Origin of the sequence: Nocardioides potassii, assembly GCF_021648885.1 — a bacterium.
Lineage (GTDB): Bacteria > Actinomycetota > Actinomycetes > Propionibacteriales > Nocardioidaceae > Nocardioides > Nocardioides potassii.
Genome location: NZ_JAKJHZ010000009.1, coordinates 242,945 through 262,879 on the forward strand (window position 1 = coordinate 242,945; position 19,935 = coordinate 262,879).

The 19,935-nt window shown below is 71.5% G+C and carries 23 protein-coding genes; 10 read left to right on the forward strand and 13 right to left on the reverse strand.

Annotation, left to right across the window (positions count from 1 at the left end; all coding sequences use genetic code 11):
* Positions 1-40: 40 nt before the first annotated feature.
* From L2K70_RS14890 to L2K70_RS14900, 3 genes are read right to left on the reverse strand one after another with little or no spacing between them, the layout of a single operon-like run.
* Positions 41-517, reverse strand: a complete 477-nt coding sequence (locus L2K70_RS14890) for a GNAT family N-acetyltransferase (RefSeq protein ID WP_236402969.1) — start codon at positions 515-517, stop codon at positions 41-43.
* A complete protein-coding gene (locus L2K70_RS14895) occupies positions 514-1,557 on the reverse strand; it encodes a GNAT family N-acetyltransferase (RefSeq protein WP_236402970.1) in 1,044 nt (347 codons plus the stop codon). Before L2K70_RS14895 ends, L2K70_RS14890 begins: the two co-directional genes overlap by 4 nt.
* Positions 1,554-3,236, reverse strand: coding sequence for an ABC-F family ATP-binding cassette domain-containing protein (locus L2K70_RS14900; protein WP_236402971.1), 1,683 nt, complete (start codon positions 3,234-3,236; stop codon positions 1,554-1,556). The genes L2K70_RS14895 and L2K70_RS14900 overlap by 4 nt, the downstream gene beginning before the upstream one ends.
* Before the next feature lie 107 nt (positions 3,237-3,343).
* Between L2K70_RS14900 and L2K70_RS14905 the strand changes: the two genes are divergently transcribed.
* The gene (locus L2K70_RS14905; protein WP_236402972.1) at positions 3,344-4,603 is read left to right on the forward strand and encodes an Nramp family divalent metal transporter; all 1,260 of its coding nucleotides are present in this window, start codon (positions 3,344-3,346) and stop codon (positions 4,601-4,603) included.
* Positions 4,604-4,608: 5 nt separating this feature from the next.
* On the opposite strand, the gene L2K70_RS14910 is transcribed toward L2K70_RS14905, so the two are convergent.
* The 3 genes from L2K70_RS14910 to mgrA are packed head-to-tail and all read right to left on the reverse strand — an operon-like array spanning position 4,609 to position 7,798.
* The gene (locus L2K70_RS14910) at positions 4,609-5,346 is read right to left on the reverse strand and encodes an N-acetyltransferase (protein WP_236402973.1); all 738 of its coding nucleotides are present in this window, start codon (positions 5,344-5,346) and stop codon (positions 4,609-4,611) included.
* Positions 5,347-5,378: 32 nt separating this feature from the next.
* Complete coding sequence (locus L2K70_RS14915; protein WP_236402974.1) at positions 5,379-6,749, reverse strand: FAD-dependent oxidoreductase; 1,371 nt, start codon at positions 6,747-6,749, stop codon at positions 5,379-5,381.
* Positions 6,746-7,798: an L-glyceraldehyde 3-phosphate reductase gene (gene mgrA / locus L2K70_RS14920; protein WP_236402975.1), complete on the reverse strand. Its 1,053-nt coding sequence runs from the start codon at positions 7,796-7,798 to the stop codon at positions 6,746-6,748. Before mgrA ends, L2K70_RS14915 begins: the two co-directional genes overlap by 4 nt.
* A gap of 112 nt (positions 7,799-7,910) precedes the next feature.
* Between mgrA and L2K70_RS14925 the strand changes: the two genes are divergently transcribed.
* From L2K70_RS14925 to L2K70_RS14935, 3 genes are read left to right on the forward strand one after another with little or no spacing between them, the layout of a single operon-like run.
* Positions 7,911-9,155 carry a cytochrome P450 gene (locus L2K70_RS14925; RefSeq protein WP_236402976.1) on the forward strand — a complete coding sequence of 415 codons (1,245 nt, stop codon included), beginning with the start codon at positions 7,911-7,913 and terminating at the stop codon, positions 9,153-9,155.
* Positions 9,156-9,174: 19 nt separating this feature from the next.
* Positions 9,175-9,879 carry a class E sortase gene (locus tag L2K70_RS14930; protein ID WP_236402977.1) on the forward strand — a complete coding sequence of 235 codons (705 nt, stop codon included), beginning with the start codon at positions 9,175-9,177 and terminating at the stop codon, positions 9,877-9,879.
* A gap of 42 nt (positions 9,880-9,921) precedes the next feature.
* Positions 9,922-10,854 (forward strand): phosphotransferase family protein, encoded by a 933-nt coding sequence (locus L2K70_RS14935; protein WP_236402978.1) that lies wholly within the window; start codon positions 9,922-9,924, stop codon positions 10,852-10,854.
* Here L2K70_RS14935 and L2K70_RS14940 read toward each other — a convergent pair.
* Positions 10,851-11,447: a class I SAM-dependent methyltransferase gene (locus L2K70_RS14940; RefSeq protein ID WP_236402979.1), complete on the reverse strand. Its 597-nt coding sequence runs from the start codon at positions 11,445-11,447 to the stop codon at positions 10,851-10,853. The two genes, L2K70_RS14935 and L2K70_RS14940, sit on opposite strands and share 4 nt — an antisense overlap.
* Positions 11,440-12,276, reverse strand: a complete 837-nt coding sequence (gene truA, locus L2K70_RS14945; RefSeq protein WP_236402980.1) for a tRNA pseudouridine(38-40) synthase TruA — start codon at positions 12,274-12,276, stop codon at positions 11,440-11,442. The genes L2K70_RS14940 and truA overlap by 8 nt, the downstream gene beginning before the upstream one ends.
* Positions 12,277-12,351: 75 nt before the next feature.
* Between truA and L2K70_RS14950 the strand changes: the two genes are divergently transcribed.
* The 6 genes from L2K70_RS14950 to L2K70_RS14975 all read left to right on the forward strand — a co-directional run bounded on the left by L2K70_RS14950 (position 12,352) and on the right by L2K70_RS14975 (position 15,958).
* Positions 12,352-12,837: a hypothetical protein gene (locus L2K70_RS14950; protein WP_236402981.1), complete on the forward strand. Its 486-nt coding sequence runs from the start codon at positions 12,352-12,354 to the stop codon at positions 12,835-12,837.
* Between the two features lie 82 nt (positions 12,838-12,919).
* Complete coding sequence (locus tag L2K70_RS14955) at positions 12,920-13,294, forward strand: ArsR/SmtB family transcription factor (protein WP_236402982.1); 375 nt, start codon at positions 12,920-12,922, stop codon at positions 13,292-13,294.
* Positions 13,291-13,800 (forward strand): SRPBCC domain-containing protein, encoded by a 510-nt coding sequence (locus L2K70_RS14960; protein ID WP_236402983.1) that lies wholly within the window; start codon positions 13,291-13,293, stop codon positions 13,798-13,800. Before L2K70_RS14955 ends, L2K70_RS14960 begins: the two co-directional genes overlap by 4 nt.
* On the forward strand, positions 13,800-14,378 hold the full coding sequence (locus L2K70_RS14965; protein WP_236402984.1) for a TIGR03086 family metal-binding protein: 579 nt from the start codon (positions 13,800-13,802) through the stop codon (positions 14,376-14,378). Before L2K70_RS14960 ends, L2K70_RS14965 begins: the two co-directional genes overlap by 1 nt.
* Positions 14,375-14,974, forward strand: a complete 600-nt coding sequence (locus L2K70_RS14970) for a dihydrofolate reductase family protein (RefSeq protein ID WP_236402985.1) — start codon at positions 14,375-14,377, stop codon at positions 14,972-14,974. The genes L2K70_RS14965 and L2K70_RS14970 overlap by 4 nt, the downstream gene beginning before the upstream one ends.
* Positions 14,975-15,001: 27 nt before the next feature.
* Positions 15,002-15,958, forward strand: coding sequence for a ketopantoate reductase family protein (locus L2K70_RS14975; protein WP_236402986.1), 957 nt, complete (start codon positions 15,002-15,004; stop codon positions 15,956-15,958).
* A 541-nt stretch (positions 15,959-16,499) separates the two neighbouring features.
* On the opposite strand, the gene rplQ is transcribed toward L2K70_RS14975, so the two are convergent.
* The 5 genes from rplQ to rpsM form a co-directional block, all read right to left on the reverse strand.
* Positions 16,500-17,117 (reverse strand): 50S ribosomal protein L17, encoded by a 618-nt coding sequence (rplQ, locus tag L2K70_RS14980; protein ID WP_236402987.1) that lies wholly within the window; start codon positions 17,115-17,117, stop codon positions 16,500-16,502.
* 115 nt (positions 17,118-17,232) lie between these two features.
* Positions 17,233-18,249, reverse strand: a complete 1,017-nt coding sequence (locus L2K70_RS14985; RefSeq protein WP_236402988.1) for a DNA-directed RNA polymerase subunit alpha — start codon at positions 18,247-18,249, stop codon at positions 17,233-17,235.
* A 115-nt stretch (positions 18,250-18,364) separates the two neighbouring features.
* Positions 18,365-18,973, reverse strand: a complete 609-nt coding sequence (gene rpsD, locus L2K70_RS14990) for a 30S ribosomal protein S4 (RefSeq protein ID WP_236402989.1) — start codon at positions 18,971-18,973, stop codon at positions 18,365-18,367.
* 28 nt (positions 18,974-19,001) lie between these two features.
* A complete protein-coding gene (gene rpsK, locus L2K70_RS14995) occupies positions 19,002-19,397 on the reverse strand; it encodes a 30S ribosomal protein S11 (RefSeq protein WP_056906616.1) in 396 nt (131 codons plus the stop codon).
* Between the two features lie 67 nt (positions 19,398-19,464).
* Positions 19,465-19,839: a 30S ribosomal protein S13 gene (rpsM, locus tag L2K70_RS15000; protein ID WP_056599771.1), complete on the reverse strand. Its 375-nt coding sequence runs from the start codon at positions 19,837-19,839 to the stop codon at positions 19,465-19,467.
* Positions 19,840-19,935: the final 96 nt, after the last annotated feature.

Here is a 19,935-nt window from a genome sequence, read left to right on the forward strand (position 1 = left end):
CCGGACTACGCCCGCGCCCGCCGCATCTGGCGGCGCCGGACTACGCCCGCGCCCGCCGCATCCGGCGTTCCAGCGGAGCATCGGCCGGCCAGCCGTCGGGGATGCCGAGGTCCACGAAGCCTGCCTTCTCGTACGCGGCGAGGGCGCGGGCGTTGTCGTCGCGGACCATCAGGTAGGTGTCGTGACCACCGGAGGAGGCCCATTCGGCGACGGCGTCGATCAGGCGGCCGGCGAGCCCGGTGCCACGGTCGTCGGGGGCGACCCACATCGAGATCAGCTCGACGTGGCCGTCCGCCTGCGCGCCTGACACGACGCCGACGCCGCGACCGTCGCTCATGGCGACGACCGTGAAGGGCACGTCGGTCAGGCGCGAGCGCCATCGGGACTCGGGCGCGTGCACCCAGTCGTCGTACGACGCCCCGAAGGCGCCCGGCGCTTCGGCGAGCGAGGCGAGCCGCACGTCGCGGAAGGTCTCCCACTCGTCGGGACCGACGCGGACGATCTCCACGGACGTCATCCGTCGAGCTTCTTCTGGAAGTCGCCCAGCCGCGCGACCGGGCGGAAGCCGAGCGCCTCGTTGACGCCGATCATGTGGCTGTTGACCTCGGCGTTGTACGTCGTCAGGCGGGTGACGTCGGGACGTTCGCGCTGCAGCAGGCGGAGGTTCGCGACCTTCACCGCGACGCCGAGCCGGTGGCCGCGGTGCTCCCGCCGCACGAGCGTGCCCCACTGGTACGCGCGACCGGGCTCGTGGACCGTGGTGGCGAGATCGGAGTAGGCGACCACCTCACCCGACGGCGAGATGGCGACGGTGTTGTACTTCGTCCGCCCCTGGCGCTCCACGGTCTCCTCGTGCTCACGCACCGCCTCGGCGCTGACGACCTCGGGCTCGAGCTCGAGCTCACCCGTCGGTGCCTCGGTGGCCAGGCTCGACGTGACCTCGGCCCAGCCGTGCAGCAGGTCGTCGGGGACCGGTCCCGACCACGACCGCAGGACGTAGGCGGGGTGGTAGCGAGCCGCGTCGTCCGCCAGCGCGACGAGCAGCGCCTCGTCGACCGGGAGGGTGAGCTCGCGCTGCACCTCCGACAGGGCGAGGTCGAAGCCGCTGGCCCTGGCGAAGCCCGGACCCGAGCCGCCCCCAGCTGCGTCGGAGCCGGCGCCGTAGGCCCAGGACGCCAGGCTGTTGAGGATCCGGCGACCGCGTTGCCGGGCGACCTGCTCGAGGTGTGACAGCACCGCCGATCCGATCCCCTGACGCCGGAGCTCCGGAAGCACGTGGACCGTGAGCTCGGCGAGCTCGAGGTTGTCCCGCAGCGGCGTGCGCATCCAGCCGACGCCCACCGTGCGCCCGTCGAGCAGCGCGGCCCAGCCGCCCACCCATGCAGTGGTCCCGTCGCGCTGCATGAGCGCGCGCACCTCCTCCAGCTGCCAGGCGGTTGCCACGTCGCCCAGCTCGTGGGTCTCGGCGACGGTGTAGACGTGGTGCCAGGCGGCGAAGGCGGCGTCGTCGAAGGGGTCGAGCTCGACCACCCCGAGCCCGTTCGGCGGAGTGCTCATCGCGCCCGGACCACCCGCCCCTCGTCCCACACCGGGCCATCGGACTCGTAGACCTCACCGTCGGCGCCGTAGACCAGGAAACGGTCGAACCCGCGCGCGAACCAGCGGTCGTGGGTGACCGCCAGAACCGTGCCCTCGAACGCCTCCAGCCCGGCCTCCAGCGCCTCGGCGGACTGGACGTCGAGGTTGTCGGTCGGCTCGTCGAGGAGCAGCAGCGTGGCTCCCGACAGCTCCAGCAGCAGGATCTGGAAGCGCGCCTGCTGGCCGCCGCTCAGCGACTCGAACTTCTGCTCGCCGGCGTGGGCGAGCTCGTAGCGGTCGAGCACCCGGCTCGCGGCCTCGCGGCCCATCCCGTCGCGGTGCTCGTCGCCACGGTGCAGGATCTCGAGCAGGGTGCGACCGCGGAGCTCGGGGTGCTCGTGGGTCTGCACGAACCAGCCCGGGCGCACGCGCGCGCCGAGCTTGGCCGTGCCGGTGTGCGGCACCGGGGCCGGAGGCGTGTCGCCGACCGGCTGGTGCTCCACGTCGGGGTCGCTGCCGCCGGCCGCGAGGAGACGCAGGAAGTGCGACTTGCCGGACCCGTTGGAGCCGAGCACGGCCACCCGCTCGCCGTACCAGACCTCGAGGTCGAACGGCTTCATCAGCCCACTGAGCTCGAGGTCGGTGCACACGACGGCGCGCTTGCCGGTGCGGCCGCCCTTGAGCCGCATCGTGACCTGCTGGTCGCGTGGCTGCTCGACCGGCGGGCCGGCGTCCTCGAACTTCTTCAGCCGCGTCTGCGCGGCCTTGTACTGCGAGGCGAGGCCGTCGTTGTACTCCGCCTTGATCTTGTAGCGCAGCACGAGTGCCTTGAGCTTGGCGTGCTCCTCGTCCCAGCGGCGCCGCATCTCCTCGAACCGCTCGAACCGGTCGGCGCGCGCCTCGTGATAGCTGGCGAACCCGCCGGGGTGCGTCCACACGAGGTTGCCGGCGCTGCCGAGCTCGACGGTCACGATGCGCGTGGCGGTGTTGGCGAGCAGCTCGCGGTCGTGGCTGATGAACAGGATCGTCTTCGCCGACTCGCGGACCCGCCCCTCGAGCCAGATCTTGCCGGGCACGTCGAGGTAGTTGTCGGGCTCGTCGAGCAGCAGCACCTGGTCCGGCCCGCGCAGCAGGTACTCGAGCACGAGCCGCTTCTGCTCGCCGCCCGACAGGGTGCTGAGCAGCCGGTGCCGGGCGCGGTCGAACGGCAGCCCCATCGCCGCGGTCGTGCACACGTCCCACGTCACCTCGACGTCGTACCCACCGGCGTCTGCGTACTCCGACAGGGCGGTGGCGTAGGCCATCTGGGTGCGCTCGTCGTCGGTCTCCATCAGCTCGAGCTCGACGGCGTCGACGGCCGCAGCCGCCTCGCGCACCCGCGGCGGCGCGACGCTGAGGAGCAGGTCGTGGACGGTCTCGTCGCCTCCGCCGTGGCCGACGAACTGCCGCATCACGCCGAGCCCGCCGGAGCGGGTCACGACCCCCGCGTGCGGCGCGAGGTCGCCGGTGATGATGCGCAGCAGGGTGGTCTTCCCGGCCCCGTTGGCGCCGACGAGGGCGACCTTCTGGCCGTCGCCGACGCGGAAGCTGACGTCGTCGAGCAGCACCCGCCCGTCCGGCAGCTCGTATCGGACTCCGGCGACATCCACGTGACCCACGACGGAGGATTCTCCCCGCCGGACCGACACCCGTCACCTCAATTGCCCAGCGGCTGCTGCCCGCACGGCGCTGACAACCGGTCTAGCCCATGCCTAGGGTGACGGGCATGGCCTCCACGACCACGTCCGAGCAAGCCCCCGCCACCCGCTGGAAGATCGTTGGCCCCGGCCTCGTCGTCGCCGCGACCGGTGTCGGCGCGGCCGACCTCGTCGCGACGCTGATCGCCGGGCAGAAGTTCGGCTACACGCTGCTGTGGTGCGTCGTCGTGGGCTGCGTCATGAAGATCGTCCTCGTCGAGGGCGCGGGGCGGTACTCGCTCGCGACCGGCCGGACGATCTTCGAGGGCTGGCGCTCGCTCGGCTCCTGGACGACGTGGTACTTCGCGCCCTACATCGTGATCTGGGGCTTCGTGTACGGCGCCGCCGCGATGGCCGGGACCGGGCTGGCGCTCACCGGGCTCCTCGGCGGGCTCACCACGACCTGGTGGGGGATCCTCTCCGGGCTGCTCGGCCTGGCACTGGTGTGGACCGGCCGCTACGGCATCTTCGAGAAGGTGCTCGCGGCCCTCGTGGGCATCATGTTCGTGACGATGGTCGGCGCCGCCCTCCTGACCCTGCCCAACCTCGGCGAGCTGCTCACCGGCCTCGCCCCACGCATCCCCGAGGACGGCCTGGTCAACACGCTCGCGCTCGCCGGCGGGGTGGGCGGCACGATCACGCTCGCGGCCTACGGCTACTGGCTGCGCGAGAAGGGCTGGGACACCCCCGCCTACATGCGCGTGATGCGCATCGACAACACCGTCGCCTACGTCGTCACCGGCATCTTCGTGCTCGCCACCCTCGTCGTGGGCGCAGAGCTGCTCTACTCCACGAGCGTGGCGATCGAGGAGGGCGACGCAGGTCTCGTCGACCTCGGCGTCGTCCTCCAGGACCGCTACGGCCAGTGGGCCGGCAAGCTCTTCCTGCTCGGCTTCTGGGCCGCCGCGATGTCATCGCTGGTCGGCGTGTGGAACGGCGTCAGCCTGATGTTCGCCGACTTCATGACCAACGTGACCGGCGGGACGAGCAAGGACGAGAGCTCGCGAGCCGGCGGCAAGTGGTACCGCGCCTACATCCTCTGGCTGACCTTCCCGCCGATGGTGATGATGTTCCTCGGCAAGCCGGTATGGCTGATCCTCGCCTACGGCGTGCTCGGCGCGTTCTTCATGCCGTTCCTCGCCGTCACCCTGCTCTGGCTGCTCAACACCGACCGCACGCCCGTGGAGTGGCGCAACAAGCTCCACTCCAACGTGCTGATGGTGCTGTGCGCGCTGGCCTTCGTCGCGCTGTGCGTCAACGAGGTGCGCAAGGCCGTCGCGGGGGCCTGATCCGGTCAGGCACCCGTCACGTGCCGGATCCAGACGTTGGGCTCGACGTAGGTGGCGACGCCGTGCTCGGCGTCGCACATCACCGGCGCGAGGGCCTTCGGTACCTCGACCGGACCCGTGGTGTCGAAGGGCAGGCCGGTCCACGCCCGCCACTCCTCGAGGGTGCCGGGGATGCACATCGAGCGCGGCGCGACCCTCTCGATCGTGCCGCCCGCGCGCACGTGCACGCGCAGCCACGGGTCGACCGGCAGGCCGTCGTCGCGGGTCCGGAAGGCGTACGACGACATCGGCTCGTGGACGTCCGTCTTGCCGTTGGGCCGCACCGGGGCGAGCAGCTCGGAGTAGCCGAGCCGGCCGGCGTTGTCGCGCAGCGCAGCGAGCATGACTCCGGACAGCCCGGTGCCCTGCAGGCGCGGCTCGATCGCGATCTCGGCGGCGGTGATGGCGTTGGGGGTGTCGCCCCAGATCCGAGTCAGCAGCGCGCTGCGGAGCGCGAAGTCCCAGCCGGCGTCGGGCAGCTCGCCGTCGGGGAGCGTGAAGGGCGCGGAGAACGCCTTCGCCACGATCCGGCCGTCCGGGTCGAGCGCGACCAGCACGGTCTCCATGAAGTACTCCTCGAGGCAGGAGTAGTAGGAGTTTCCGATCGGGTCGTGCTTCATGAACTCCGGCCACGAGGTCTCCATGTCCCAGAAGACGTCCCACGGCTGCGGCCGCTCGGCCAGCGTCACGATCTCCAGGTCCATGCCCGCCATTGTGGTGACGGCGGCAACCGGATTCACAACCGCTCGGCGACCCGGCGGGCGGCAACCTGCAGGATCTCCCACGCCGTGGAGAACGGCGGGGCGTAGGCGAGGTCCATCCAGGCGAGGTCGTCGACGGTCCCGCCGGCCCAGAGGACGGCCGCCGCCGCGTCGATCCGCTTGCCGGCGCCGTGGCCGCCGACGACCTGCACGCCGAGGAGCCGGCGGGTCGTGCGGTCGGCCATCACCCACAGGGCGATCGGCTCGGCCTCGGGCATGTAGCCGCTCGCGGTCGTGCCCTCGGTGAGCAGTGCGACGGGCTCGTGGCCCGCTGCCTCGGCGTCCGACCGCGAGAGCCCGGTGCGAGCGATCTCGAGGTGCACCTCGCCGTAGGAGAACCGGGTGATCGACGTGTCGGTCATCCCGTCGAAGGTCAGCGAGCCGCCGGCGAGGCTGTCGCCGAGCGCGCGCCCGTGCTTGTTGGCGTGCGTGCCGAGCGGACGGAAGACCCACTCGTCGTCGAGTCGGCGCCGCACCTCGCAGCAGTCGCCGGCGGCCCAGACGTGGTCGGCGACCCGGCCGTGCGGGTCGGGGCGCAGCGCGCCGCCGTCGGTCAGCTCGACCTGTCCTTCGAGGAACGCCGTGGCCGGCCGTACGCCGATCGCCACCACGACGAGGTCAGCGTCCCGCGTGCCGCCGTCCCAGTGCACGCCGGTCACCCGGTCGCCGTCGAGCTCGAGCCCGGTCACCTCCGCGCCCAGCACCAGCTCGATCCCCGCGTCGCAGAGACCGACGTTGACGAGGTCGGACATCTCGTCCTCGAGCATCGACATCCCACGGGTGCGGGTGAGCACCGTGACCCCGAAACCCTTGCGCAGTGCGGCTTCCGCCACCTCGACGCCGACGTATCCGGCCCCCACGACGACCACGTGGCCGCCGTCGCCGACCTCGGCGAACCGCTCCAGCCACGAGGCTCCGTCGTCGAGGGTCTTCACGGTCCCCACGCCGCCGTACGGCGTCCCGTCGGGCCGCAACGCCCAGTCCGGCACGACGGCCGGGGCGCCGGTGGCGACCACCAGCTCGTCGTACTCGAGCACGTCGCCGCCGTCGGTGGTGACCGTGCGCGCGGACAGGTCCGCGGAGACCACCTCGGTCGACATCCTGAGGTCGATGCCGGCGTCGCGGTGCGCGTCGCCGGACCGGGCGACGAGGTCCTCGGCCGAGGCGACGTCGCCCGCCATCAGGTAGGGGATTCCGCACGCGCTGTAGGAGGTGTGGGTGCCCTTGTCCAGGACGGTGATCGCGAGCTCGCGGCCCGTCCTCCGGGCCGTGCGCAGCGCCTGGTGCGCGGCCGACATCCCGGCGGCGTCGGCCCCGATGACGACGACCCGCGTGGGGGCCGTCATTGGCTGGTCGACTTCGACCAGAGGTTCACGTCCGAGTCGGTCGCGTAGCGCTCGATCTCCGCGAGCTCGTCCTCGCTGAGGGGCGGCCCGGACAGGGCGTCGAGGTTGGTGTCGAGCTGCTCGACGCTGGACGCGCCGATGACCGCACTGGTCACCCGCTCGTCACGCAGCACCCACTGCAGCGCGAGCTGGGCGAGCTTCTGCCCGCGCCGCTCGGCGATGCCGTTGAGCGCGCGCACCCGCGCGAGCACGTCGTCCTCCATGCCGGCGATCGTCGAGCCCTCGCGGGCCGCCCGGGAGTCCTCGGGCACCCCGTCGAGGTAGCGGTCGGTCAGCAGCCCCTGCGCCAGGGCCGTGAAGACGATGCATCCCATCCCCTGCGCCTCGAGCTCGTCGAGCAGGCTCGGGCCACCGTCCTGCGGCTCCTCGATCCATCGGTTCAGCATGTTGTAGGACGGCTGGTGGATGAGCAGCGGCGTCCCGAGGTCGCGGGCGATCCCGGCGGCCTCCCTGGTCCTCTCGGCCGAGTACGACGAGATACCGGCGTAGAGCGCCCGGCCGGACCGCACGGCCGTGTCGAGCGCCATCATCGTCTCCTCGACCGGGGTGTCCGGGTCGAACCGGTGGCTGTAGAAGATGTCGACGTAGTCCAGTCCCATCCGCGCCAGCGACTGGTCGAGCGAGGCGAGGACGTACTTCCGCGACCCGCCGCCCTGGCCGTACGGACCCGGCCACATGTCGTAGCCCGCCTTGGTCGAGATCACCAGCTCGTCGCGGTAGGACGCGAAGTCGTCCTTCAGGTAGCGCCCGAAGTTCTCCTCGGCCCGGCCGTAGGGAGGGCCGTAGTTGTTGGCCAGGTCGAAGTGGGTCACGCCACGGTCGAAGGCACGGCGCAGGATCGCGCGCTGCGTCTCCTCCGGCCGGTCGGTGCCGAAGTTCTGCCACAGCCCCAGCGAGAGGGCGGGAAGCTTGAGCCCGCTCCTCCCTGTGGACCGGTACTCCATGCCGGTGCCGTCGTCGTACCTGTCGGACGCTGCTTCGTAGGACATGCCCCCATCCTGCCGCCTCGGCCGACGCGCAGGTCGCCCTCGGGGGTGTCCCGGGGACGTCTCCGGGCTGTACCGGATGGATCGAATGGTCCGACAGGAGTCCACTGGACGCATGACCCTGCGAGGAACGGCCCTGCGGCTGGCGGTGTCGTCCGCTCGCCGGATCCCCTCCGCCTATCGCTACCCGCTCCAGCGCGACGGCGTCGACCCGGTCCCCCGCCTCGAGGCCGCCCGCGCCCGCGGCGACGTCGTACGCCTGGCCAGCCTGTTCGGCACGCGGGTCTGGCTCGTCACGGGGTACGACGTCGCCCGGGCCGTGCTGGCCGACTCCGAGGTGTTCGCCAACGACGTGCGCCACTTGATCGGCCGGCAGGACCGCGCGCCGGCCGAGCGGATCGGCGGCCTCGGCATGACGGACGCACCCGACCACGACCGGTTGCGCCACGTGCTGACGCCGTACTTCACCCGGCGTCGCCTGGCCGAGCTCCAGCCCGACATCGACCGGGTCGTCGCCGAGGCGCTCGACGACCTGGCCGCGCACGGCCCCGAGGTCGACCTCGTGGAGCGGTTCGGCTTCGCCGTGCCGTTCGGGGTGATCTGCGACCTGCTCGGCATGCCGGAGGTGGATCGTCTGGAGTTCCGCCAGCGAGGGGCCGCCCGCTTCGACCTGCGCGACGGTGGCTCGGGCATCTTCGCGACCGCGGCCGGGACCAGGCAGTTCCTCATCGACCTCGTCGCAGCCGAGCGACGCTCGCCGCGCCTGGGTCGACCCGACGGCCTGGTCGCCCGGATGGTCGCCGAGCACGGCGACGACCTCGACGACGTCGAGCTCGGCGGCCTCGCCGACGGCGTCTTCCTCGGCGGCTACGAGACCAGCGCGAGCATGCTGTCCCTCGGCACGTGGGTGCTGCTCCAGCACCCGATCGTCTGGAAGACCCTGCAGCGCGGGGACCCCGCTGAGGTCGACCAGGTCGTCGAGGAGCTGCTCCGCTTCGTGTGCCCGGTGCAGGTCGCCTTCCCGCGCATCGCCCGGCGCGACCTCGTGGTCGGCGAGCAGCCCGTGCGGGCCGGCGACGTGGTCGTGGTGTCCCTCACCGGCGCGGGTCGCGACCCCGCCCGCCACGTCGACGCCGGGCACTTCGACCCGACCACCGCGTCGGCCGGCACCTTGGCGTTCGGCCACGGGCTGCATCGTTGCGTCGGCGCCGAGCTCGCGCGGATGGAGCTGCGCACCGCGCTCGTCGCGCTCGCGCAACGCTTCCCCGACCTGTCGCTCGCGTGCGACCCGGCGGACCTGCGGTTCACCGAGCTCGCCATCGTCCACGGCGTCGAGTCGCTGCCCGTCCGGCTGGGATGACGGTCGTACCCTCCAACAGGTGGTCCGCACCTCGCTCGTCCTCGCCGCCGTCGTCGCGGTGACGTCGGCCTGCACGGTCGACGACCCGCGGCGGTCCGCGCCGACGACGACCACCTCGAGCCCGTCGCCGGCACCCACGTCGACGCGTCCGACGACCACCCCCACGCCGAGCGCGACCGCGACGCCCACCCCAGCACCCGAGGCCGCACCCGAGCCGAAGCGCTCCTTCGTCACCATCCCGGCGATCGGCCTGGAGGACTTCCCCGTCGTGCGCTACCGGGGGTCACCCGACGACGGCCCGGGGACCGCGCTGCAGAACGCCGGAGAGATGGCCTCGCCGCGCGGCGCCCGCGGCGGAGTCGGTCCGGGCGAGATCGGCAACCACATCATCACCGGGCACCGGCTCACCGGCACCGCTCCGCTGCGGGACTCCCCGTCCCTGCGCCGCGGTGACCGGATCCTGGTGCGGACCGGCGACACGGTGTTCGTCTACGAGGTGCGCCGCACCCGCTGGACGTCCTTCCGGCAACCCCGGTCGCTGCAGGCCCAACGCGCGCCCGTGCCTGGCCGGATCGGCGAGGAGGCGACCGAGCCGATGATCACCCTCTCCACCTGCGCCACGCTCGAGGACCACGCCGCGGGCAACTACTGGTCCGACGAGTTCGACAACCCCGAGCACCGCATCGACAAGATCGGCGTGCTCGTGGACACCCGTCCCGCCTGAAATCCTGTTGTCCGGCAGTATCCGGTCGAGTTGGATCTCGCCATGAGCGAGCCGCAGGACCGCTGGCGAGATCCCCAGTTCGTCTCCGGGGCGCACGCGTGGATCCACGAGCAGCTGGACCACACCGTCTCGCCCGTGCTCGAGATCCAGCAGACGCACGTCACCGACTGGTCGACGGTCATGCGCGTGACCACGCGGTACAGGACGTCGTGGTTCAAGGCCAACGACGAGTCGATGCGGCACGAGGCAGCGGTGACCGCGTTCCTCGCGCCACGTTCCGGTGAGCGGGTGCCCCGGCCCCAGGCGTACGACCCCGGCACCGGCTGGATGCTGACGGCCGACATGTCGCCGCGCCTGCGTGAGGTGATCGCAGAGGAACGCTCCCTCGCGCGATGGCACGACGCGCTGCGCGGCTACGCTGGGATCCAGATCGCCTGCGAGGACGCGGTGGACGAGCTCCTCGCCCTCGGCCTGCCCGACCGCCGACTGGCGACGCTGCCCGGCGCGTACGCCGACCTGGTGGCGGGCCTCCCCGACGCGGACCGGCGCCTGCCTCCCGCGTCGGACGTCGAGGAGCTCTGCGCCCGGCTGGCGTCGTACGGCATCCGGGAGACGGTGCAGCACGACGACCTCCACGACGGGCAGGTGTTCCTACCGACGCACTCCCACGCGCACATCCTCGACTGGGGAGACGCCTGCGTCTCGCACCCCTTCTTCACCCTCGCCGTCACGCTGGAGGGCGTGATCGCGTGGGGGGTCGAGGACGTCGAGGACTCCGAGGACCTCGGCCCCCACCTGACGGCCTACCTCGAGCCGTACGCCGCCCGCTACGGCACCACGGTGGCCCACCTGCGCGGCGCCGCGGAGATCGCGATGCGCCTCGGCTGGGTCTGCCGCGCCGTCAACGGACACCTGCCCCAGGACCCTGACCGCACCCGCGTGCGGCTCAAGATGTTCCTCGACGGCAAGCCCTAGGCGCGGCGCGTCTCCAGGACCCGGAAGCCCTTGTGGCTGGCGAGCCGCTGGGTGGGCCAGCCCTGCTCGCCGAGCCAGCGCTGGAGGGAGTCGGCGCCGAGGTTCTTGCCGACGACCATGACCATCCGGCCGCCCGGCGCCAGCCGGGGCAGCCAGGTCAGCAGGAGGTCGTGCAGCGCCTCCTTGCCGATGCGGATGGGCGGGTTCGACCAGATCTCGTCGAAGACCTGGTTGGACGGCACCTGATCGGGCAGGCACGCGACGAAGCGCGAGTCGAGACCGGCGGCACGGGCGTTCTCGTTGGCCAGCAGGATCGCGCGCTCGTTGACGTCGACGCCGGTGACGTTGGCGAGCGGGACCGCGCGGGCGAGCGCGAGCCCGATGACGCCGTAGCCGCAGCCGAGGTCGAGGAACTGCCCCTGGACCGGCGGGTCGAGCTCGCGGAACAGCACGGCCGTCGCGTGGTCGAGGTGGCCGCGGCTGAAGACCCCGGATCCCGTGTCGAGGGTCAGCTCGTGGCCCCAGAGCTCGGCGGTGAAGCGCTCGCGCTCGAACGGAACGCTCGGGTCGGCGGAGAAGTAGTGCTCAGGCATCGATCGCCTCTCTCTTGGCACGGGCGCGGTCGGCCTGGGCGGCCAGCTCCGTGTCGTCGGGGTAGCCGACCTCCTCCAGCGTCAGCCCGTGCGCGTGCACGACGCGCACGCCGGCGTCGCGGCGGCGTCCGGCCATCACCTCGGCCGGCCAGGTGGTCGGTCGGCGGCCCTCGCCGACGGCGATCAGGCTGCCGACGAGCGCCCGCACCATGTTGTGGCAGAACGCGTCGGCGCGGACCGACCCGACGGCCCGGCCGGCCTCGTCGCGACTCCAGGAGAGGTCGAGCAGGGTGCGCACGGTCGTCGCTCCCTCGCGCTGCTTGCAGAAGGCGGCGAAGTCCTGGAGCCCGACCAGTGGCGCCGAGGCGGCGTTCATCGCGTCGAGGTCGAGGCGGCGGGGCCAGGTCAGCACGTGGCCGCGCACGAGCGGGTCGGCGAGCTCCTGCGCGTCGGCGATCCGGTAGGCGTAGCGGCGCCAGACAGCGGAGAAGCGGGCATCGAACCCGGCGGGGGCCTCGCTGATCCGTCGTACACGCAGGTCGGGCGGGAGGATCCCGTCCACCCGGAGGGCCAGGGCGTCGAGCGGCGGGTCGGTCGAGCGTCCGGCGGACGACGTCACCAGGTCGGGATCGACGTCGAGGTGGGCGACCTGCCCGCGTGCGTGGACGCCGGCGTCCGTACGCCCGGCCACCGTGACCCGCACCTCCGGGACCCGCAGGGCCGTGGCGAGGGCTGCCTCGAGGGTGCCCTGCACGGTGCGCAGCGTGGGCTGCGCCGCCCACCCGGAGAAGTCGGCGCCGTCGTAGGCACAGTCGATCCGCAGGCGCACGTCGTGATCCTAGGACCGTCTGGACCACCTGCCGAAAGTGGTGCCGTGCTCCGTTTCTTTACCTAGGCTGGAGGTGTGATGCGGACGATCGCACGGCTCGTGCTCCTGCTCCTGGTGTCGACCCTGTTCCCGCTGCAGGCTGCCGCGGCGTCGGCGCCCGCACCGACGGTGTCCTCCTCGCGGCTTCTCACGGACACTGACGGCGACGGCCTCGACGACACCAGGGACGGCTGCCCGACGGTCGCCGCCGCCACCTCGACCGGCTGCCCGTTGGAGCCCCGGTCGGTCTCCCTGACGTGGCTCGCGGGCAAGCAGAGCCTCCAGGTGCGGGTCACGTCACCGGTGGGCGCGTGCGCGCAGCGCGCCCGCGTCGCGGTGTTCCGGGTCCGCCCCCACAAGGACTACAAGGTCTTCGGCGGCAGCACGAGCTTCAGCGGCCGGCTGAAGGTGAAGGTGGCGCGCGGCGCCACCTACTACGTGACGGTGCCGACGTCGTACGCCTCCGGGGTGGCGGAGTGCGGCACCGCGAAGTCTCGGAAGGTCGCCGCCACGCGCGGCTGACCACGTTGTTCAACCAAATGGTTGACAACACTCCTCCCGCGGTCGTACCTTCATTCAACCGATCAGTTGAGGAAGGTGTCCGATGGCCGACCAGCTCTCCCGGGTCTTCGCCGCGTTGGCAGATCCGACCCGTCGCGACATGGTGGCGCGCCTCGCCGAGGCCGACCACACGGTCAACGACCTGGCCGCGCCCTACGACGTGAGCCTCCAGGCCGTCTCCAAGCACCTCAAGGTGCTCGAGGACGCCGGCCTGGTGACCAGGACCCGCGAGGCGCAGCGCCGGCCGGTGCACCTGGAGGCCGAGGTGTTCGACCTGATGACGAAGTGGATCGAGCGCTACCGCCGACAGGCCGAGGAGCGCTACTCGCGCCTCGACGCCGTGCTCGCGCGGATGCAGGACGACGACGGCGACACCGCGGCCACGACCGCCCAGCAGCAGGAAGGAACCGCATCATGACCACCACGCAGAGCCCCGACAGCAGCACCCGCTTCCCCGAGGCCGCGATCCTCGCCGACGAGCACGTGCCGGCGGTCCACATCTGGCGCGACTTCGACGCGCGCGTCGAGCAGGTCGTGCGGGCGCACACCGACGCCGACCTGTTCGCCCAGTGGATCGGCCCCGACTCGCTCACCACCACGATCGACGAGTGGTCGTGCCGCACCAACGGCGCCTACCGCTACGTGTCGCGGCGCGGCGAGGAGGAGTACGCCTTCCGCGGCACGTTCCCCTTCGTCGGCGAGGACAAGATCGTCCAGACCTTCACGTGGGAGGGCATGCCCGAGGCGGTCGCTCTCGAGACCCTGACCTTCGAGGACCTCGGCGACGGCCGCACGCGGCTCCACGGCTTCTCGATCTGCGACTCCTTCGAGGCCCGCGACCAGATGCTCGCCAGCGGCATGGAGGTCGGGATCCACGAGGGCTACGCCAAGCTCGACCGGATGCTCGGGGCGGGCGACCTCTGATGGCACTCCCCGAGTCCCCCGCCGAGCGCCACCGGGAGGTGGCCGGCGCCCTCTCCCGGCTCACCGAGCAGGTGAGCGACTGGTCCGCCCCCGCTCCTGTCGACGGCTGGGCGGCCCGGGACGTCGTCGACCACCTGGTCTCGTGGTTCCGCGGGTTCCTGTCCGCGGGTGGGGTCGACCTCGATCCGGGCCCGAACCCCACCGACGACCCGGTCGCCGCCTGGCGGCACCACGCCGCGGGCGTCCAGGGGCTGCTCGACCACCGCGGCGAGGAGGACTTCACGCACCCCTACGTCGGGACGCACCCGCTCGCGACGGCGGTCGACCGCTTCTACACCGCCGACGTCTTCATGCACTCGTGGGACCTGGCCCGCGCCACCGGCCAGGACCCCCACCTGGACGAGGACGAGGCGGGCCGGATGCTGGAGGGCATGCGGCCCATCGAGGCGATGCTCCGCGACTCGGGGCAGTACGGGCCCGCGGTACCCGTCCCTGACGACGCGTCCGCGGTCGACCGGCTGATGGGCTTCGTCGGCCGCGACCCCTCGTGGCGTCCCGCCGAGGCAGACTCGCGATGAGCACCGTCGTGCTGCACGGTGTGGTGTCGCTCGACGGGTTCGTCGCCGGCCCCGACGACGACCCCGGCCCGATCTTCGACTGGTACGTCAACGGCGACCATCGTCTGGACTCCCAGGACATGGCCGACCCCGCACCGGGCGGGCTGCGGGTGTCGCGGGCGTCCTACGACTACGTCCGACCGATGTGGGACGCGATCGGGGTCATGGTGATCGGTCGCCACCTGTTCGACCTCACCAACGGGTGGGAGGGCAGGCCGCCGACCGGAGACCACGTGGTCGTCGTGTCCCACCGGCCGAAGCCCGACGGCTGGCACCCGGAGGCGGCGTACCACTTCGTCGACGACCTCACCGCCGCCATCGCCACCGCCCGTGGGCTCGCCGGTGACCGCGTGGTCGCGCTCGCGGCCGGGGATGTGGGTGGCCAGGCACTCGCGCTCGGCCTCGTCGACGAGGTCGCCCTGGACCTCGCGCCGGTCGTGCTCGGCGAGGGCAAGCGCTTCTTCGGGCCCAACAGCACCAGCGTGCTCCTCGACGACCCGCACGTCGTCATCCAGGGCGACCGTGTGCTCCACCTGCGCTACCGCGTGCGCCGCTGACCCCGGCGTCCTCGTAGGGTCGAGGGCATGCGATACGTCGTCTACGGCGCCGGGGCCGTCGGTGGGGTCGTCGGCGGCCACCTGCACCTCGCGGGCCTCCCGGTCACCCTCGTCGCCCGCGGCGCCCACCTCGACGCGATCAGGTCGCGCGGGCTGGTGCTCGACGCCGGGGACGGCCGCCACACGGTCGACGCCCCGGCCACCGACACGGCCGCCGAGGTCCGGTGGACCGACGACACCGTCGTGGTCCTCGCCGTGAAGTCCCACCAGGCCGCTGTCGCCCTCGCCGACCTGCGCGAGCACGCGCCGCCCGGCACCGCGATCGTCTGCGCGACCAACGGCGTCGCGACCGAGGTGGCGGCGCTGCGCCTCTTCCCTCGGACGTACGCCGTCTGCGTGATGCTGCCGTCGTCGCACCTCGAGCCCGGGGTGGTCGTCGCCGGCTGCCACCCGACCCCGGCCATCCTCGACATCGGCCGGATCCCCGGCGGCACCGACGAGACCACCGCGGCGGTCGCGACCGACCTCGCGACCGCGAGGATCGCGTCGGTCGAGCGTGACGACATCATGGCGTGGAAGCGGCGCAAGCTCCTGATGAACCTCGGCAACGGCGTCGACGCCTCCTTCGCCGAGGGCGACGCTGCCGACGAGCTCGCCGAACGAGCCCGGGTCGAGGGCGAGCAGACCCTGACCGCCGCCGGGCTCGCCTACGTCACCGCGGAGCAGGACCGCGAACGCCGCGGGTCCATCCTCCGGCGGCGTCCCGACCTCGACCGTCGCGGCGGGTCCACCTGGCAGAGCCTGGCCCGCGGCACCGGCGACTCCGAGATCGACTACCTGTCGGGCGAGGTCGTGCTGCTCGGCCGCCTCCACGGCGTGCCGACCCCGGTCAACGAGGCCGTCGTCGCCGCCACCCGCCACCTCGCCCGGACGGGCGGAGCTCCCCGCAGCCTCGACGCCTCCGAGGTGCTGGCCTCCCTCTGATCCCCGAGCGGTGGGTGAGGGGGACTTCCGGGCCGCGGAACCAGCCTGGGCCACCGCTGCCCAGCGTGTCGACGTACGACGCACCCGCGGCGGTGCGTAAGGAGGATTCCCGAGCCCCAGAGCCCACCTCAGCCACCGCCCCCGCGTGTCGTCGTACGACGCGCCCGCGGGAGGTGGTGGAGCCACATTGCGGCGGCCAGGAATGTGGGTGGACCACCGCTCCCCCGCGTGTCGCCGTACGACACGCCCGTGGGAGGTGGTGGAGCCACATTCCGGCGGCAAGGAATGTGGGTGGACCACCGCTCCCCCGCGTGTCGTCGTACGACAGGCCCGCGGGCGGTGGCGGAGCCACATTCCGGCGGCAAGGAATGTGGGTGGACCACCGCTCCCCCGCGTGTCGTCGTACGACGCGCCCGCGGGAGGTGGTGGAGCCACATTCCGGCGGCAAGGAATGTGGGTGGACCACCGCTCGAGCGCCCGGAGGTACGACGAAGGCCCGCCACCCCAGCGGGGTGACGGGCCTCGTGCGTGACGGCGTGGATCAGGCCTTGGTGTCGTCCTCCGACGACTCCTCGGCGGCCTCGGCAGCAGCCTCGTGCTCCTCGGCAGCAGCCTCGTGCTCGGCGGCGGCCGCTTCGTGCTCCTCGGCAGCAGCCTCGTGCTCGGCGGCGGCGGCCTCGTGCTCCTCGGCAGCCGTCTCGGCGGTGGTGTCCTCGGTCTCCTCGGCCTCGACCGGAGCAGCAGCCGGCGCCGGAGCAGCGGCCTTCTCGGTCTTCTTGGTCGAGGGGGCCTTCGGGCTGTAGGCCTCGGTCACCAGCTCGATGACCGCCATGGGGGCGTTGTCGCCCTTGCGCGGGCCGATCTTGGTGATGCGGGTGTAGCCACCGGGACGCTCCGAGAAGGTCGGGGCGATCTCGGTGAACAGCGTGTGCACGACCGACTTGTCGTGGATGGTCTTGAGGACCTCACGACGGTTGTGCAGGTCGCCGCGCTTGGCCTTGGTGATCAGCTTCTCCGCGACCGGGCGCAGAAGGCGCGCGCGGGTCTCGGTGGTGGTGATCCGGCCGTGCTCGAACAGGGCGGTGGCCAGGTTCGACAGCATCAGGCGCTGGTGGGCGGGGCTTCCGCCGAGGCGGGGACCCTTCTTGGGCTTGGGCATGGTGTGCCTTCTTCCTCTCGGGCCGTGTCAGGTACCCGGGTAGACGACCGGCCCAGTCAGAGCGCTGGGCCCGGTCGGTTTTGGTGGTACGACCCTCGCGTCGAGGGCCGGGAGATCAGAGCTGCTCGTCCTCGATGAAGGCGTCGTCGTCATCGTCGCCGTAGGCGGCGAGGGCGGCGTGCGGGTCGAAGCCGGGCGCGCTGTCCTTGAGCGAGAGGCCCATCTCGACGAGCTTGGCCTTGACCTCGTCGATCGACTTCGCACCGAAGTTGCGGATGTCGAGCAGGTCCTGCTCCGAGCGCGAGATGAGCTCGCCCACGGTGTGGATGCCCTCGCGCTTGAGGCAGTTGTAGCTGCGAACGGTGAGCTGCAGGTCCTCGACCGGGAGGGCGAGGTCGGCGGCGAGCTGCTCGTCGACGGGCGACGGGCCGATGTCGATGCCCTCGGCCTCGACGTTGAGCTCGCGGGCAAGGCCGAACAGCTCGACGAGCGTCTTGCCGGCCGAGGCGATCGCGTCGCGGGGACGGATCGACTGCTTGGTCTCGACGTCGATGACGAGCTTGTCGAAGTCGGTGCGCTGCTCGACACGGGTGGCCTCGACCTTGTAGGTCACCTTCAGGACGGGGCTGTAGATCGAGTCGACCGGCATGCGGCCGATCTCGTTGTCCGCACCCTTGTTCTGGACCGACGAGACGTAGCCGCGGCCGCGCTCGACGACGAGCTCCATCTCCAGCTTGCCCTTGTCGGACAGCGTGGCGATCTTGAGGTCGGGGTTGTGGACCTCCACGCCGGCGGGCGGCGTGATGTCGGCAGCGGTGACGTCACCGGCACCGGACTTGCGGAGGTACATCACGACGGGCTCGTCGTGCTCGGAGGAGACGACGATGCCCTTGAGGTTGAGGATGATCTCGGTCATGTCCTCGGTGACGCCCTCGATGGTCGAGAACTCGTGGAGGACGGAGTCGACCTTGATGCTGGTGACCGACGCACCCGGGATCGAGCTGAGGAGCGTACGACGGAGCGAGTTGCCGAGCGTGTAGCCGAAGCCGGGCTCGAGGGGCTCGATGACGAACCGCGAGCGGAACTCGTCGACGGTCTCTTCCGTGAGGGTCGGGCGCTGAGCGATGAGCACAGGTTGTTCCTTTCCGGATCCGACCGCTATTTGAGGGATCCGAACATGAGGTTGGCGGAAATGACGAGCTGGAAGAGGGCGTCGGCGGCCGCCCGGGGCGACCGCCGACGGTGGATCACTTCTTGGAGTAGTACTCCACGATGAGCTGCTCCTGGACCGGCACGTCGATCTGCGCGCGGACCGGGACCTGGTGGATGAGGATGCGCATCCGCGAGGGGATGACCTCCATCCACGCGGGGGTGACGCGCTCGCCGTGGGTCTCGCGGGCGACGATCAGCGGCGTGATCTCGAGCGACTTCTCGCGCACGTCGATGATGTCGTGGTCGGTGACCTGGAAGGACGGGATGTCGACCTTCTTGCCGTTGACCAGGAAGTGGCCGTGCACGACGAGCTGGCGGGCCTGGCGGCGCGTCCGGGCGAAGCCGGCGCGGTAGACCACGTTGTCGAGGCGGCACTCGAGGAGCTGCAGGAGGTTGTCGCCGGTCTTGCCCTGTCGACGGCTGGCCTCCTTGTAGTAGCGGACGAACTGCTTCTCCATCACGCCGTAGGTGAAGCGAGCCTTCTGCTTCTCACGGAGCTGCAGCAGGTACTCGGACTCCTTGATGCGGCCGCGGCCGTGCTGGCCGGGGGCGTAGGGACGCTTCTCGAAGGCAGCGTCCCCGCCGACGAGGTCGACACCGAGACGGCGCGACTTGCGGGTCATGGGACCGGTGTAGCGGGCCATGTGTCAGTCTCTCTTTCTCAGTCTCGGGTCAGACGCGGCGGCGCTTGGGCGGCCGGCATCCGTTGTGCGGGGTGGGCGTGACGTCCTGGATGGTGCCGACCTCGAGGCCGATGGCACCCAGCGAACGGATCGCGGTCTCACGACCCGAGCCCGGACCCTTGACGAAGACGTCGATCTTCTTCATGCCGTGGTCCATGGCGCGACGGCCGGCGGCCTCGGCAGCCATCTGGGCGGCGAAGGGGGTGGACTTGCGCGAGCCCTTGAAGCCGACGGTGCCGGCAGAGGCCCACGAGATCACCGCACCGGTCGGGTCGGTGATCGTGACGATGGTGTTGTTGAACGTGCTCTTGATGTGGGCTTCGCCCTGGGCGACGTTCTTCTTCTCCTTGCGGCGGACCTTGGTCGCGCGGCTCTTGGGAGGCATTCAGTAACTCCTGTGAGGTTCTGGTCTGGAAGCTTCGATGACGAGGGTGATCAGCGCAGGGCGCCGATCACTTCGCCTTCTTCTTGCCGGCGACGGTGCGCTTCGGACCCTTGCGGGTGCGCGCGTTGGTCTTGGTGCGCTGGCCGCGGACCGGGAGGCCCATGCGGTGGCGGCGACCCTGGTAGCTGCCGATCTCGATCTTGCGGCGGATGTCCGCCTGGACCTCACGGCGGAGGTCACCCTCGATCTTGAAGTTGGCTTCGATCTCGTCGCGAAGCTTGACCAGCTCCTCGTCACCGAGCGTGTGGACCCGGGCGTTCGGGTCGACGCCGGTGGCAGCGAGCAGCTGCTGGGCGCGGGTACGGCCGATGCCGTAGATGTAGGTGAGTGCGATCTCGATGCGCTTGTCGCGCGGGAGGTCGACACCAACGAGGCGTGCCATGTGGCGGTTTCCTTGTCTGTTCTCGCATCGGTTTCAGGTCGTGTCGCGTCCCAACCCGCCTCGGGTGGGCTCCGGCCGGTGCTCCGGAGGTGACTT